A 14,979-nucleotide genomic window follows, 5' to 3' on the forward strand; every position below is an offset into this window, starting at 1 on the left:
TACGCCTTAGTTCTATCCCTGTGACGCCCCCTTTTTGTTAACTATGATAAAGCTTATATTTAATGTGGTCGGTTTATCCAACCATGCATTGCTCGGCTAAATCAGTCAACATCATCAACGTGCGGGTTACCCATAAGACCGCAAATGTTCCGTTGTTGGAAGCCGTGGCGTGCAAGGACAAGCAGCGGGCTTTATCTGAGCTTTTCTCGTTGGAAGCTGTGGATGAGTGTGTTTTGCTGCAGACCTGTAACCGTGTAGAGGTTTATTTGGTCAGCGCGGATGCCCAAGTTGTGTCAAAATTGGTGGCGCAGTATCTGGTTGACCGTGCGGGGGCTGTGGCTGATAAGGCTTCAAGTGCTATCGAGTTAAGTTTGAACCATGATGCTTTGGGACATATTTTGCGCGTGACTTCTGGTTTGGAGTCCATGGTCATAGGCGAAGACCAAGTTATCAACCAAGTCTGGAACGCCTACGTAGAAGCCGAAGAAGCCAAAGCCGTCGGGCCAGTTCTCAAGCACCTATTTTTTAGGGCAGTCAACGTTGGGCGCCGAGTCCGAAACGAAACAGGCATAAACAAAGGCGCAGTTTCCGTAGGCGCTGCCGCCGTGGAGCTGGCAAGGTCGCTGCTGGAAAACTTTGCAGAAAAGAAAATCCTAGTCCTAGGCGCAGGAGAAACAGGCACGCTAGTTGCCAAAGCCATGGCTAGACGCTGCCTAAGCCCCATAGTCATATCCAACCGAACATACGCCCGCGCTATCAGGATAGCAGAAGAACTGAATGGGAAAGCCGTAAATCTTGCTCGTCTTGGCGAAGTTTTGGTGGATGCTGACGTAGTCATCTGCGCTACCGCCGCGCCCCATTACCTGCTCACCAAAGCCGCCCTAACTAAGCATCTTGAGAACCGCCAAAACCCCAGTGACCTGCTCGTGATTGATATTTCTAATCCGCGCAACGTTGAAGCTTGCGTGGGGGACTTGGGGAATGTGCGGCTCTATAACATTGATGATTTGCAGTCTATTGCCCAGCGTAACTTGGAGGGGCGACAGCAAAGCGTGCAGGCGGCTCTTGACATCATCGGGGAAGAACTTGACGTTTTGGAGCGTGCCCTAAAAACTGAATCCGTACGTGACATAATTTCGGATTTGCTTTCCCAAACCGAGCAGGTACGGCAAAGAGAACTCCTAAAAGCCCTTGCCCTGATTGGTGACCCCAACGAGCGGGAGAAAAAAATAATTAACGACTTAACATCTATTGTGCTCAAACAGACTTTTGTTCCTTTGATTGAGAATTTGCGGTTAGCTGCGATGAACAACGACGCCCAAGTGGTGGAGGCGGCGATAAAACTGTTTAGCACAAACCACAACCACACCACATAACACATGAGGCAAAACAAATGGATGATACAGGATTAGTCGTAATCGGACATGGCAGTAAACTGCCCCAGAGCCGCGAAAACCTAGAAGCCATAGCTGCGATGCTGCGTAAACGTTCCAGCTTCAAATGCGTAGAACTAGCTTTCATGGTCAGAAACACCCCAACCATCCCCCAAGCCATAGACGCCATCGCCAAACGCGGCATCAAAAAAATTGTTCTCATCCCCGCATTTCTAGCACCCGGAGTGCACACCCAAAAGGACATCCCCGAATTAATCGGCGTCAAAGACAAAGAATCCCACTTCACCGATAAAGGCATCCAACTGCTCTATGGTGAACCCCTAGGCGCCGATGAACGCATAGCAGACATCATCGAAGAAAAAGCCCTAGCAGCTTTAGGCGCAGAACCCGCCACTGCCTCAGTTTACGGTGCAGGCATGCCCGCTTCTTCACGCAAAATCTACGAAAAAAGCATGAGTCTAATTCGACCCCAAATCCAAGACGTCCTCTCAACCGCACCCAAAAATCAGGCTCCAATCATCGAACGCGTAGTCCACACAACCGCTGACCCCCAATTCGCCAAACTCTTACGCATAACCGAAACCGCAGTTGATTCGGGTGTAGCTGCCATAAAAGCAGGCGCCAAAGTAGTTACGGACGTGAAGATGATACAGGCAGGCATAAACGAGAAGCGGCTCAAACGGTTTGGCGGCGCAAAAATCCTCAATTACGTGGGGGATGCGCGTGCTGTTACGATGGCTCACTCAGAGGGGATTACACGTGCTGCGGCTGCTATGCGTTTGGCTGCGGCGGATGGCTTGGATGGTGCGGTTGTGCTTATTGGGAACGCGCCCACAGCAGCTTTTGAGCTTGCGCGGCTCGTAAAAGAAGGCAAAGCTAAACCCGCTTTGATAGTAGCAGTCCCCGTTGGCTACGTTGACGCCACCGAATCCAAAGACGAAATCTCCACGCTCGACGTACCCCACATTATAGTGAAAGGCAAAAAAGGCGGAAGCCCCATAGCTGTTTCCGTGTTCAATGCCTTGCTTGCCATGGCAGAAGAGGCAAACTAGGATGGCAAGGTTCCTAAAGTATGGTCTTACCACTGGAGCTTGTGCAGCAGCTGCCGCTAAAGCAGCCCTAATCGCGTTAACCGACTCGCCAGTCGAGCGCGTAGTTATTCCTACCCCCATTGGCATCCGTTTTGAAATCCCCGTCAAATCCAGCAGCGCCTCCAAAGAGGGCGTGGGCGTGGCAGTTGTCGTCAAAGACGCAGGCGACGACGTAGACGTAACCGACGAGCTGGAAATCACTGCAACCATCAAACTAACAGACAACAACGGCGAAATCCAAATAACAGGCGGCAAAGGCGTAGGCAAAATCACCAAACCTGGCTTGCCTATGGAAGTGGGGGAATCTGCGATTAATCCTGTGCCGCGAAAGATGATATCTGACGCCGTCAAAGAAGCCCTCCCCATAGGCAAAGGAGCCGCGGTGACGGTTACGATTCCTGAGGGTGAGAAGGTCGCGGAGAAAACCCAAAACTCTAAACTTGGCATAGTAGGCGGCGTTTCTATTTTGGGTACAACAGGGGTGGTTAAGCCTTTTTCCGAAGCCGCTTGGAGACGCTCTATGGTTCCCCAAATTGACGTTGCGTTGGCTCGGGGGTATGAGCGACTGTTTTTTGTTCCCGGAAACATCGGGCAGCGTCTTGCCAAGCAGCTTTTTGGCGTTCCTTATGACCAGATTGTGCAAACAGGCGATTTCGTGGGTTACATGCTTGAGAAAGCCGCTGAGAAAGGCGTTGGGGAAATCGTGTTTTTTGGGCACTCAGGCAAACTCGCCAAACTCGCCGCCGGCATATTTAACACGCACCACAAAATGGGCGACGCCCGAAACGAAGTCATCGCCGCATACGCAGCAGCCGCAGGCGCCGACACAAAAGTCGTCAAAGCCATTTTGCAGTCTAACACTACGGAGGAAGCAACCAAACTCCTCATACAAGCAGACCTGCTGCGCGAGACGTATGACGAGGTTGCAAAGCGGATAAACCTGCGCCTTACTGAGCGGACACAGGGCAAAATTAAATTCAGCATAATCATAGTTTCCATGGACGGCAAAGTCTTGGGAGCTGACGAAAACGCAAGGAGCTTAACAGAATGGCTAAACTTAGCATAGTAGGAGCAGGACCTGGTTCTCCAGATTATGTGACTCCAGCGGCAAGAAAAGCCGTGCAGGTAGCCCAAGTTGTGGTTGGGGCACAGCGAAACCTTGACCTGTTCCAAGAGGACATTGCGGGGGAAGTTGTGGTTTTAACTGGGAAAAATGTGGGGCAGTCTTTGCGTTACGCTGTGGAGTCTGCTCAAGGCGGCAAAGCAGTTGCAGTTATTTCGACGGGTGACCCTGGATTTTCAGGTCTGTTAGGGTCAGTTCTAAACAGGCTCAACGGCGACCACGTAGAGTTAGAAGTCATACCAGGAGTAAGCTCAATGCAGGCATGTGCTGCTCTGCTTCACATAAGCTGGGACAACACAGTCATGCTGACCTTCCACGACGGCGCAAGAAACCAAACCAAAACCCTCCTAACCCAAGAAGTCAAAAAAGGCAAAACAATCATCCTGCTCCCTGAACCCCGCTTTTTCATGCCCCGCGACATAGCCCGCTTCCTCCTAGATTTAGGCACAGACAAAAACCTGCCCGTAGCAGTCTGCGAAAGCATAACCCTACCCCAAGAACGCCTAGTAACAACCACCCTACACAAAGCCGCAACCATGGATTTTGCGTCTCTTTGCGTTATGGTAATAAACACACCCAAAAATATGACTAAAGGTGAATGATGCCATGTGGAACTACAAGACCCCCGGAGTCCCCGACGAGTTATTCCTTCAAGATGAAGCGGTTCCTGGACCCACCAAAGAAGAAATCCGCGTCCTAACAATCTCTAAAGCTCGGCTGCGTGAGGGTTCAGTGGTTATAGATGTTGGCTGCGGCACAGGCGGCTTAACCGTTGAATCCGCGTTGCAGGTGGCTCCAAAAGGCAAAGTCTACGCCATCGACAAAAACGCCGTGGCTGTAGCGTTGACGAGGTCAAATGTGGAGCGGTTTAGCATGCAAGACATCGTCGAAATCGTGCAGGGAAACGCCTTTGATGTCCTGTCGGGTTTGCCCATGGCAGATGCCGTGCTCGTGGGCGGTAGCCACTTGCTACGGGAGGTTTTGTGTGTTTGTCGCGAAAAACTACAGCCAGGTGGGCGCGTGGTGGTGAATGCGATACTGCTTGAAACTGCCTGCACCGCGTTAGATGAGCTTAAAAAACTGGGGTTTGCCGACGTGGACGCAACACAGGTTGTCGTTTCAAAAGGCAGACAAGTTCCAAGCGGCACCATGATGCTCTCGCGAAACCCCATAACAGTAATCTCTGCAACCAAAAGCAAAGAAAAGATGTGAGAAGAGTTGGTTGGAAAATTCATAGGTATTGGTGTTGGTCCGGGTGATCCTGAGTTGCTTACGGTTAAGGCTGTTAAAGCGTTGAAGACCGCGGATGTTATTTGTGTTCCTAAACCTCATGAGGATAAACCTAGCATGGCGTTGGGTATGATAAAGCCTGTTCTAAGGGAGCGTAGGACGCCGCCGCAGCTTTTGGAGCTTGTTTTTCCAATGTCCAAGGACGAGTTAAACGTCAAGAAGTTGTGGACAAAAAACGCCGCCATAATCGCCGAGAGCACCAAAGCCGGCAAAACCCTCGCGTTCATCACGTTGGGTGACCCAATGCTGTATAGCACTTTTCTGTACCTCTACGAACGTCTAAAAGAAACCCACCCCGAACTCGAACTCGAAATCATCCCAGGCGTAACGTCAGTAACCGCCGCAGCAGCAAGCGCCCGCCTACCCCTAGCCGAAAAAGATGAAGTCGTCGCCATCGTGCCTTCAGACTTGGATTCGTCGCTTATTGAAGAAACCGCCAAACACGCAGACACTTTGGTTTTCATGAAATGCGCTTACCGCATCAAAGACTTCCTGTCCGTTTTGACCCAAGCGGGTTTCACGGAGTCCTCGACGGTAGCTTTGGTGAAACGATGCACCCTGCCTGAAGAGAAAGTTCTCGTAGGCAAGTTAGGCGACATGCAAAAATGGCTCATAGTCGAGGATTACTTTTCCGTGGCTATCGTGAAGCGTAGTCATGGTCCTATTCATTGGAAGGTTGGTAAAAAATGAAAGTTGTCTTTATAGGAGCAGGTCCTGGCGACCCCGAACTTATCACCGTGAAGGGAAAGAAGTGGCTTGAAAAAGCTGACGTGGTCATTTACGCTGGGTCTTTGCTAAACCCAAAGATTCTAAAATACTGCAAACCCGACGCTGAATTGTATGATAGCGCGAAGATGAATTTGCCCGAGGTGCAGCAGGTGATGCTAAAAGCCTTCAAGGCAGGCAAGCAGGTAGCTCGCGTCCACGACGGTGACCCAAGCTTTTATGGCGCTATTCAAGAGCAGATGGATTTTCTTGACAAAGAAGGCATTGAGTACTTCCGTATCCCAGGCGTTAGCTGCCTGCAAGGAGGCGCCGCGAGCCTAAACCGCCAGTTAACCCTGCCCCGCATCTCCCAAACCATAATTCTTACACGCCCCGAAGGACGAACCCCCGTACCCGAATCCGAGAGCCTGCGCGAGTTAGCAAAGCACCAGTCAACCATGGTCATCTTCCTAGGCACACCCCACATCGCACGCGTAGTCGAAGAACTCCAAAAAGGCGGCTACCCCAAAGACACCCCCACCCAAGTGGTTTACAAGGCTACTTGGCCTGAACAGAAAATCGTCAAAGGCACCCTAACCGACATCGTCGAAAAAGTCAAAGCCCAAGGCATAACCGCAACCGCCCTCATCTTCGTTGGAAACGTGCTTGACCCCAAAGCATACGACCTCTCAAAACTCTACGACCCCACCTTCACCACAGGCTTTCGTAAAGGCACCTAACATGTACCCCAACGGCATCGCCATCATCGCCCTCAACACCCACGGCGTTCACACCGCCCAGAAAATCCAAGCCGCCCTAGCCGCCTCAACTGTAAACAGCACCGTTTACGCCCCCCAAAAATACGCAGTAGAAGGCGTTGTTGCGATTCCCGAAAACCAAAACCTGCCCCAGTTCATCACGCAAATCTACAACACCACTGACGCTATAGTCGCAGTCATGGCAGCAGGCATAATAATTCGCGAAATCGCGCCGCACCTGCAAAGCAAACTCGTTGACCCCGCCGTAGTCTGCGTGGACATCTCTGGCAACTTTGTCATCAGCTTGCTCTCAGGACACTACGGAGGCGCTAACCAGCTAACACGGCTAATCGTCTCAGGCATCGGCGCCACACCTGTTATCACTACAGCTTCGGACACTTTGGGCAAGCAAAGCGTAGATGACCTTGCAAGGCAACTGCATATAAAAATCGTAAACCCCGCAAGTTTGGTGGCGGTTAATTCGGCTCTTGTGAATGGGGAGCGTTTGGCTGCGGTTCTGGTTGGCAAGGTAAAGTTTCCAGCGGGCGTGCTTAGGGATTACGCGGTTGAGCGTGCAGAAACTGTTGACGAGGCACTGCGTGTCTTGGATGGGTACGACGCGGGCTTTATTGTTTGCAATGAGGCATCTGTGGCGGTGTTGGTTGCGGGTAAGCCTGTGACGGTTCTAACGCCCAAAAGGGTTGTTGTGGGGTTGGGGGCGCGAAAGGAAATCACTAAGGCTCAGGTGCTAGACGCTATTGACGAGGCGTTATCTAAAGTGAACTTGCCCGTAGAGCGTGTGGATGGTTTGGTTACGGTTGATATTAAAAAGTCTTCTAAGAGCATGATAGATGCCGTTGCTCAGTTGGGGTTCACGCTGGGTTTTGTTAGCGTGGACGAGCTGGGCGCTTTTAGTCATCCTGAATTGAGTCCTGACTCAAAAATAGTACAAAAAAACTTTGGAGTTGGAGGAGTATGCGAACGAGCAGCCTTAATGGCAACAGGGAAAAACAACCATTTAATCCTGAAAAAACTAAAACACAACGGAGTCACGGTAGCGATAGCCACGGGCGAATAAGTGTCGTAGGCATCGGACCAGGCGCCGCCGAACACATGACCCCAAAGGCACGCCACGCCATAGAGACAGCAGACGCCATCGTAGGATACAAAACCTACATCGCGCTGATACAAGACCTCATCAAACCCGATGCAGAAATCGTGGCGGGAACCATGGGACGTGAAGTTGACCGAGCCAAAGCCGCCGTAGAAAAAGCCCAAGAAAACAAGCACGTTGCTGTCATTAGCAGTGGAGACGCAGGCGTTTACGGCATGGCAGGCGTAGTCTTGGAAGCGGTCGCGTTTGAAAAAGCCAATGTCCCCGTGGAAGTTGTTGCGGGGGTGACGGCGGCTACTGCGGCAGCAGCCAACTTGGGAGCGCCCTTGGTTAGTGACTTTGCTGTGATTAGCCTTAGCGACCTACTAACGCCCTGGTCTTTGATTGAGAAGCGGTTGGAGGCGGCGGCGCAAGCTGACTTTGCGATTGTTTTGTATAATCCGCAGAGCATGGGGCGAACTAAACCCTTGCATGTGGCGCATCAGATTCTGCTCAAGCACAAGAACCCCAAGACCCCCGTGGGCATCGTCAGGGCAGCAGGACGCGAAGGCGAACAAACCCAAATCACCACGCTCCAAGAGCTACTGGACTGCAAGGTGGACATGGTCACAACCCTAATCGTGGGAACCTCAACCACCCAAATTATAAACGGCAAAATGGTAACTCCCCGAGGCTACGACCTGACCCGACAAGCCAAAACTGCCTAACCCCATTTTTTCTTGTGTGGGGTATCCTGAACCTTTAAATTTTGTTTTAAATGAAGTTAATGTGAGGTTGAATATATGCGCAAGCCCCCCCAAGATGTTTTGCTTCGGGACAAAAGCGAGTTTACCAAATTCCAGATTCTTTTGGAAGTTATGCGTAACCAGCCCCATGTTAAGCAAAAGGACATAAGCGACCGTATCGGCATAACCATTCAGGCTATCTCCAAATATTTTAAGAGGCTTTCTAAGGAGGGTTTGCTTGAGGCAGGTTCTGAACGTGCAGATTACCGTTTGACTCCTAAAGCGGTGGATAAGCTGCAGGAGGATTTGCATCATTTAAACGCCTATGTTTCTGGGATAAAACGTGACTTAAACGTTGAACATGCCCTGCCCGCTTTAGCCACAACCGCAGTGAAAGAAGGCGACAAAGTTGGTATCATCATAAAAGACGGCATACTCTACACTGTTTCACCTGATGATTCCTCTGTTTCTGCAAAGGGCACTGTTTTGAATGACGCGAAAGCGGGGGAGGATTTGGGTTTAATCGATTTGGAAGGTAAGGTGCCTATAAAGCAGGGTCGTATTTTGCTTGTGAAGATGCCCAGTATAAGCGATGGAGGCTCGCGTGCTGTTGATTTAGACAAAGTCAAAGCCTTCTACGACGAATTCAAACCCGACCGCATAGGCGTCATGGGAGCAGTAGGCAGAGCCGTCTTATCCAAACTCGACATAGAACCCACCATCGAATTCGGACTCAGCCGAGCCGCCGCCGTAGCCGCCTCCCGCGGACTCAATGTCTTCGTCCTCGTCGTAGGCAGAATGGTCAACCGCATGATAGAAGAAATCGACAACATCAACCTGAAAAACACCTCAGACATAGTCTACGAAGTCAAAGACGCCCGACTCCTACCCAAATAACCCAAACCCCTCCTGCGGACTTTTCTTTTTTTGCTATCACAAAGCCTATATTTTCTAGTTTCACTCTGTGACAAACAGTTTGCGGGCGTATTAGATGGATGGATTTACCATTGTCTTCATCGCTTTGGGTTTAGCGATGGATGCTTTTGCGGTTTCCATAGCCAGCGGCGTCTCTATCAAGGGGCAGAGGCGAAAAACAGGGTTGTTGTTGGCGGCTTCTTTTAGTTTCTTCCAAATGTTCATGCCCGTTATCGGCTACTTTGTGGGCGTGCACTTTAGCAGTTTAATCATGGAATTTGACCATTGGATAGCGTTTGGGCTTTTAGCGTTTATCGGCTGCAAAATGATTTATGACTCCACAAAAAAAGACGATACGCCCCAATCAGGTCAGCTCAAGCTGTCCTTGCTTTTGACCCTCTCAGTTGCCACCAGCATAGACGCCCTCATGGTCGGCTTAAGCTTCGCCTTCCTGCAAACCAGCCTACTCGCCCCCATAGCCGCAATAGGCGCCGTAACGTTCTCTCTTTCCTGCATCGGCTTCTTCTTTGGCAACTACCTTGGCAGCAAATTCGGCGACAAAATCAAAATAGTTGGCGGACTCATCCTCATAGCCATCGGCATACAAATCCTCCTCGAACACCTACTCATAATCTAAAACAAACACCAACCTATTTGGATGTAAATACTAATTCTATGCAGAAAACGAGGGGGGAGGGGGTCTATAGAAAAGCTGTGGCTGTTGTGGCTGTGGATTGTTCTTACTGTCAACTTTATTATGGATGTGCATATGTTTTATATGCAGTAAACTTACATAATCGTGAATGTTGTTTATATTTGAGAATTAGGAGAAAGTTTGGTATGGTAACTTTAAGAGCACTTGCTCCCTCGTTGACTCGTATAACTGTTGCAGGCGCAGTAGGCGCTGCTCTTCATATTGGACAAGGAAATTGTGATGTTGTAGATGATCAAGCGGTAGAGTTTAGCCGCGCTGTTTTGCATCAAACTGACATTGACGGTGAAGTCATCTGTTGTGAAGGGCCAAAAGATAATGCCCCTAGCTTTGCTATCCGAGAAAAAGTCGGCACAGGCAATGGTCCAAAAGTCGAGTTCGTTGTTGACCCTGTGGACGGAACAACCGCCACCAGCAAAGGACGAAAAGACGCCATATCTGCCCTTGCATGCGCCCCCAAGGGTTGCTTCCAAATCCTCCCTGACGATGGTTACTACTACAAAATCGCTACAGGTGGACACAGCATAGGCAAAATCAGCCTTGACATGAGCATAGAAGAAATCGTGCGCACCGTCGCCAAAAACAAAGGGCTTCCCCTTTCAAACTTTACCGTTATCATGCTTGAACGTGAACGCCACAAAGAAATCCTCTCGCAGCTTCGAAAACTGGGTGTACGCATCATTCTTATTCCTGACGGCGACATCGCAGGCGCAGTGGTTAGCTGCATGCCAAACAGCGGCGTTGACCTTCTTATCGGCGCAGGCGCAGGACCCGAAGCCACCATAGCCGCTACTGCCGTAAAGTGCCTAGGCGGAACCATGCTCGTCAGAGTCTGGAAAGACAAAAAAGACGACCCCGACCGCCTCAAACGCCTCATAGACGCAGGAGTTGACGTAAACAAAACCTACGACCAAGACGAACTAGCCAAAGGCGACCAACTCGTCTTCGCAGCCTCAGGCATAACCAAAGGCGAACTCCTCAACGGCGTAACCCTACTAGCCGACGGTGCAGTTGTCCACTCCATCTGCATGCGCATGCCCAGCCGAACCATCGAAAAATCCCAAACCACCCTCCACTTCAAAGGACACCCCGTCTACAAACAATTCCTACCCTAACCTTTCCTTTTTCTTTTCTTGTTTTACGTGCTGTTTTAATATCAGTTTTAATTTAGTTCTGTTAGAGAGGCTTCTTATGACTACTTTTGAGCACGAAAAAAGCTGTAGGGAAACCTTTCACGCAGAAGATGATGAGTCTGAAAGCCGCAAAATCATGGTTGCTTTAGCTGTAATCTTGGGCGTAACCATACTGATTGCAGGCGTTTTAACCCTTGTCGCACAGGGTGTTCCTCTGGGGTTTGTTTTGCCCTTCTCAAATGAAGTTGCCACCGTAAGCAACCTGCTCTACTACGTCACCGTCATTTCCGCCGCCGTCTACATCGGCTACGTCGGGTTGCGTGAGTTGGTTGGGGAGCGGCGTTTTAGTGTCGAGTTTCTTATGGCTGTTGCGGCTTTGGGTGCAGTTTACTTGGGGTACCTCTTTGAGGGCGCTACTGTTTTGCTTTTGTACTGTATAGCTGAATATTTTGAGCATTACATCCAAGAGCGCGCCAAAAAAACCGTGGAAAAACTCAGCCAGTTTATGCCCGAGCAAGCCCGCGTCATAGAAGACGGCGCCGAAAAATCCGTAGCGGTTTCCGAGGTGACGATTGGAACAACGGTTCTGGTTCGTCCAGGGGAGCGAATTCCCGTTGACGGCAACATCGTGGAGGGTTCGGGGCAGGTGGATCAAGCTTTGGTTACGGGTGAGTCTGTGCCTGTTACGAAAGCGGTGAATGACTGCGTTTATGCGGGAACCCTAAACACCAGCGGCGTTTTGAAAATCACGGTTACTAAAACCTCTGACGAAACCCTTGTCTCGCGCATAGTTAAACTCGTCACTGAATCCAGCAAACACAAAGCCTCCATAGAAAAACTCGTTGACCGCTTCGCCAAAATCTACGTCCCCATCGTCCTTGTCCTTGCCGTATTCACCGCCTTTGCCCTCCCCGCCCTCATATCCGAACCCTTCCAAACCTGGCTCTACCGCGCCCTCATCTTGCTAGTACTCTCATGCCCCAGCGCATTCATCATCTCAGTTCCCGCAACCATCTTTGTCGCCATAACCATAGCAGCCAAACGAGGCGTGATCATAAAAGGCGGCATCTACGTGGAAAAGCTAAACCGCGTAAAAACTGTTGTCTTCGACAAAACAGGTACCTTAACTCTTGGCAAACCCGTGGTGCATGAAGTCAGGGCAGTTTCAAGACCCCAAGAAGTAGCGTTAGCATACGCGGCTGCCTTGGACCAGTTTAGCAATCACCCCATCGCCCAAGCTATAGTACGCCGAGCCGCTGAACACGGCATAGACATAAGCAAACTCACCATCACCGACGTCACCGAAGTCCCCGGCAAAGGCATCGTAGGCTATGTAGACGGCAACTTTGTAGCTGTAGGCAACCCTGAGTTAATGAAAGAATTTGACTGCAACTGCGAAGAAGCCTACGCCCTAAGCGAAACCGACACCCACACCTCTGTTTGCATATCCGTGGGCAAAGCAGGCATGGCTTCAGTTTGCGTGGTTGATGAAGTTCGCGAAGACGCCAAAAACGCCATAGCCGCGCTGAACAAGGCAAAAGTGAAAACAGCCATGCTAACAGGTGACCGCAAAGAAATCGCCAAGGAAATCGCATCTGAACTCAAGCTCTCCGAGGTTCACGCGGAGCTGTTTCCTGAAGATAAACTGCGCCTTGTGGATGAACTAAAAAGCCGAGGCGGCGGGTTGGTGGCTATGGTCGGCGATGGAGTAAATGATGCTCCTGCATTAGCTGCTTCTGACGTGGGCATTGCCATGGGCGCGGGCGGCGTGGACGTAGCCTTAGAATCCGCAGACGTTGTCTTAGTAAAAGATGAGCTATCCCAAATACCGTACCTGCTCAGGCTAAGCGAAAAAACCATGACCATCGCCAAACAAAACATCGCCGCGTCTTTGGTAGTTAAACTGATTCTGGGCGCTTTGGGGCTTATGGGTTTGATTCCACTTTGGTTCACCGTGGCTTCAGGAGACGACGGCGTAACCATGCTGCTCCTGCTCAACACTTTGCGCCTTGAACGCGTCAAATAACCTCTTGTTACCCCAGCCTTCTTAGGACATATCTGGCAGACAAAACCAGAAACACCAACACCGTAACCACAACCGCCAAAGGATAATCACCGATACCCACGGTTATGCCTATGGCAGAGGTCGCCCAAAGACTAGCGGCAGTGGTTATGCCTTTGACTTTGTCAACTTCCGCCCAGATGGTGCCTGCGCCTATGAACCCGATACCCGCAACTATGCCTGCTGCGATGCGCGCGGGGTCTGCGCTAAAGCTTACTGAAACTATGGTGAACAAGCAAGAACCCAAACAAACCAGCACATGCGTTCGCAACCCCGCAGGCCTATGAGCAAACTCACGCTCCAAACCAACAACCGCCCCAAGAACAACAGCCAAAACCAAACTCAGAAAAACATCAAAAGAAAGAATAGTCTCCATAACCGCACAAAACCCAAACAGCATATAAAAACAAACTGGTCACCACCAAAACACAGCCGAAAACACACTACAAGCGTACTACATCACGCAACGGTTAAATCTCAAAACCACAACACACAATCAAGGCTCACCAAGCCAGGACACAACACACCAACCACACACAAAAAGGGTAACTCCCCAAGCCGCAAACAGGCAAGGGCGAGTTCTTCCTTTCTCTCTTCCTTCCTGTTTTAGTCTTTTTGCATGGCTTGGGTTTTGAGGTTTTGGGGCATTTTTTCTATGGCGTAGCGTAGGGCGGTTCGGGGCATGGTGTTTTTGTGTTGTAGAACGTACTGGAGGATTTGTTGTTGGTGGGTTTTGGTTTGTTCTTTGAGGAGCCAGCCGTAGCCTTTTTGGACTAAATCGTCGGGGTCGTTAAGCAGGGTGGTTGTGATTTGTAGGGTTTGTTGTAAGAATTTTCCTTTTTTGGCGGGGATGATAAAGGAGACGGCGGAGGCTCTTTTTAGCCATCGGTTATCGGATTTTGCCCACTGTGCGACTTGGGATGCGGTTTTGGGGTATTTCTCTAAAATCGCGCCGATGATGTGGTTGCAAAGGTCGTCGCATTTTGCCCAGTTGTCAACGTACCTTTTTATCCACTGCTCGAACATGTTTAGGTCGCTGGGTTCAAGCTGGCTTGTTATTTTGGATAGCCACGTTCCCGCTACTGTTGCTTCTTCCATAACGCCTGACTGATATAGGGTCTCGCAGAGCGTGAAAACCTCTGTTTTAGGCAGTGTTTTGATTTCTTTCCAGTATTTCGCCGCAGTTTTGCGCACGACAGGGGTTTTTACGCCATAAAAGGTAGCTTCTTCTTTGAAAAACCGTCTAAACCCCTGCTTTACCTGCTCGTCCGCTTTCTCCTGAAGCTCTGCCCTAACCCGCCCAACAACAGGATGCATAAGCAAACAACAACCCCCACGCATAAGAGCTTTCTCTAAACAAAAACGAACACAACTCAAAAGCGCAAAAAGAAAGGATGAAAGGGAGGAGGGGGGAGAAGGAGGTTAGTATGATTCCATTTGGTAGAGTTCTACGTCCAGGTTAAGGTTGGGGCATTTTTGGGGTGGTGTGGGGGCTTCTAAGTTGTAGAGTTCTTTGATTTCTGGGAGTTTGTTTTTTGGCAGCGCAGTTTTGGTTGCTTTGTAGGTAGTGGGTTTGGTGGCTGTTTTTTTGGGTGTTGGGGTTTTTGCGCAAAATGCGCGGCTGGGGTTTTCTGTTAAGTCGGCAACGCACATGTTGGTTGCCTCTTCTATGTTTATGGGTATTTTTGTTGTGATTTCATCTGGCAGGCGCAGGTGTTTAGTCAACACCTTTTCTCCTCCAGACTTCGGCGCTGATTAAGTCACGTATGGCTACTCGAATTGCTTCGGCCCTGTTGGGGTAAAAACATTCGCCTACGAGTTGATCCAAGGCTTTTATGTATGTTTCAGGTAGGTACAGTGTGATTAATTTCATTTCTCGCTCTATCCCTCAATGACTACACACTGATGTTTCGTCCATATAGTTTTACATATCATACTGCAAATATGTGGCTAACAT

General features: G+C 50.1%; 17 protein-coding genes. 13 read left to right on the forward strand and 4 right to left on the reverse strand.

Translation table 11 applies throughout. The annotated features are described in order from the left end of the window. Positions 1 to 62: 62 nt before the first annotated feature. The 13 genes from hemA (at position 63) to NWF04_01860 (ending at position 12,986) form a co-directional block, all read left to right on the forward strand. Entirely contained in the window at positions 63 to 1,376 is a 1,314-nt protein-coding gene (gene hemA, locus NWF04_01800) for a glutamyl-tRNA reductase (protein MCW4005324.1), read from the forward strand. A gap of 17 nt (positions 1,377 to 1,393) precedes the next feature. Next, the gene (gene cfbA, locus NWF04_01805; GenBank protein MCW4005325.1) at positions 1,394 to 2,446 is read left to right on the forward strand and encodes a sirohydrochlorin nickelochelatase; all 1,053 of its coding nucleotides are present in this window, start codon (positions 1,394 to 1,396) and stop codon (positions 2,444 to 2,446) included. 1 nt (position 2,447) lies between these two features. Further along, on the forward strand, positions 2,448 to 3,551 hold the full coding sequence (cbiD, locus tag NWF04_01810) for a cobalt-precorrin-5B (C(1))-methyltransferase CbiD (protein ID MCW4005326.1): 1,104 nt from the start codon (positions 2,448 to 2,450) through the stop codon (positions 3,549 to 3,551). Beyond that, positions 3,533 to 4,210, forward strand: a complete 678-nt coding sequence (gene cbiE, locus NWF04_01815; protein MCW4005327.1) for a precorrin-6y C5,15-methyltransferase (decarboxylating) subunit CbiE — start codon at positions 3,533 to 3,535, stop codon at positions 4,208 to 4,210. Before cbiD ends, cbiE begins: the two co-directional genes overlap by 19 nt. A gap of 4 nt (positions 4,211 to 4,214) precedes the next feature. After that, positions 4,215 to 4,820: a precorrin-6Y C5,15-methyltransferase (decarboxylating) subunit CbiT gene (gene cbiT, locus NWF04_01820; GenBank protein ID MCW4005328.1), complete on the forward strand. Its 606-nt coding sequence runs from the start codon at positions 4,215 to 4,217 to the stop codon at positions 4,818 to 4,820. A 6-nt stretch (positions 4,821 to 4,826) separates the two neighbouring features. Then, positions 4,827 to 5,588, forward strand: coding sequence for a precorrin-2 C(20)-methyltransferase (gene cobI, locus NWF04_01825; GenBank protein MCW4005329.1), 762 nt, complete (start codon positions 4,827 to 4,829; stop codon positions 5,586 to 5,588). Continuing rightward, positions 5,585 to 6,343: a precorrin-4 C(11)-methyltransferase gene (cobM, locus tag NWF04_01830; GenBank protein ID MCW4005330.1), complete on the forward strand. Its 759-nt coding sequence runs from the start codon at positions 5,585 to 5,587 to the stop codon at positions 6,341 to 6,343. The genes cobI and cobM overlap by 4 nt, the downstream gene beginning before the upstream one ends. Position 6,344: 1 nt before the next feature. Then, on the forward strand, positions 6,345 to 7,439 hold the full coding sequence (locus NWF04_01835; GenBank protein MCW4005331.1) for a cobalt-precorrin 5A hydrolase: 1,095 nt from the start codon (positions 6,345 to 6,347) through the stop codon (positions 7,437 to 7,439). A gap of 35 nt (positions 7,440 to 7,474) precedes the next feature. Beyond that, positions 7,475 to 8,182, forward strand: a complete 708-nt coding sequence (cobJ, locus tag NWF04_01840) for a precorrin-3B C(17)-methyltransferase (GenBank protein ID MCW4005332.1) — start codon at positions 7,475 to 7,477, stop codon at positions 8,180 to 8,182. Positions 8,183 to 8,257: 75 nt separating this feature from the next. Then, positions 8,258 to 9,097 (forward strand): winged helix-turn-helix transcriptional regulator, encoded by an 840-nt coding sequence (locus NWF04_01845; protein ID MCW4005333.1) that lies wholly within the window; start codon positions 8,258 to 8,260, stop codon positions 9,095 to 9,097. A gap of 94 nt (positions 9,098 to 9,191) precedes the next feature. Continuing rightward, the gene (locus tag NWF04_01850; protein MCW4005334.1) at positions 9,192 to 9,752 is read left to right on the forward strand and encodes a manganese efflux pump MntP family protein; all 561 of its coding nucleotides are present in this window, start codon (positions 9,192 to 9,194) and stop codon (positions 9,750 to 9,752) included. A 203-nt stretch (positions 9,753 to 9,955) separates the two neighbouring features. Further along, entirely contained in the window at positions 9,956 to 10,942 is a 987-nt protein-coding gene (glpX, locus tag NWF04_01855) for a class II fructose-bisphosphatase (GenBank protein MCW4005335.1), read from the forward strand. Positions 10,943 to 11,018: 76 nt separating this feature from the next. Next, positions 11,019 to 12,986: a cation-translocating P-type ATPase gene (locus NWF04_01860; protein ID MCW4005336.1), complete on the forward strand. Its 1,968-nt coding sequence runs from the start codon at positions 11,019 to 11,021 to the stop codon at positions 12,984 to 12,986. A gap of 7 nt (positions 12,987 to 12,993) precedes the next feature. On the opposite strand, the gene NWF04_01865 is transcribed toward NWF04_01860, so the two are convergent. From NWF04_01865 to NWF04_01880, 4 genes are all read right to left on the reverse strand, one after another. Next, positions 12,994 to 13,398 (reverse strand): MgtC/SapB family protein, encoded by a 405-nt coding sequence (locus tag NWF04_01865; GenBank protein MCW4005337.1) that lies wholly within the window; start codon positions 13,396 to 13,398, stop codon positions 12,994 to 12,996. A 230-nt stretch (positions 13,399 to 13,628) separates the two neighbouring features. Further along, positions 13,629 to 14,339, reverse strand: a complete 711-nt coding sequence (locus NWF04_01870; protein MCW4005338.1) for a DNA alkylation repair protein — start codon at positions 14,337 to 14,339, stop codon at positions 13,629 to 13,631. 105 nt (positions 14,340 to 14,444) lie between these two features. Continuing rightward, positions 14,445 to 14,750, reverse strand: coding sequence for a hypothetical protein (locus NWF04_01875; protein ID MCW4005339.1), 306 nt, complete (start codon positions 14,748 to 14,750; stop codon positions 14,445 to 14,447). Continuing rightward, positions 14,740 to 14,895: a ribbon-helix-helix domain-containing protein gene (locus tag NWF04_01880; protein MCW4005340.1), complete on the reverse strand. Its 156-nt coding sequence runs from the start codon at positions 14,893 to 14,895 to the stop codon at positions 14,740 to 14,742. Before NWF04_01880 ends, NWF04_01875 begins: the two co-directional genes overlap by 11 nt. Between the last annotated feature and the right edge of the window lie 84 nt (positions 14,896 to 14,979).

It is taken from the genome of Candidatus Bathyarchaeota archaeon, assembly GCA_026014465.1.
Lineage (GTDB): Archaea > Thermoproteota > Bathyarchaeia > Bathyarchaeales > Bathycorpusculaceae > JADGNF01.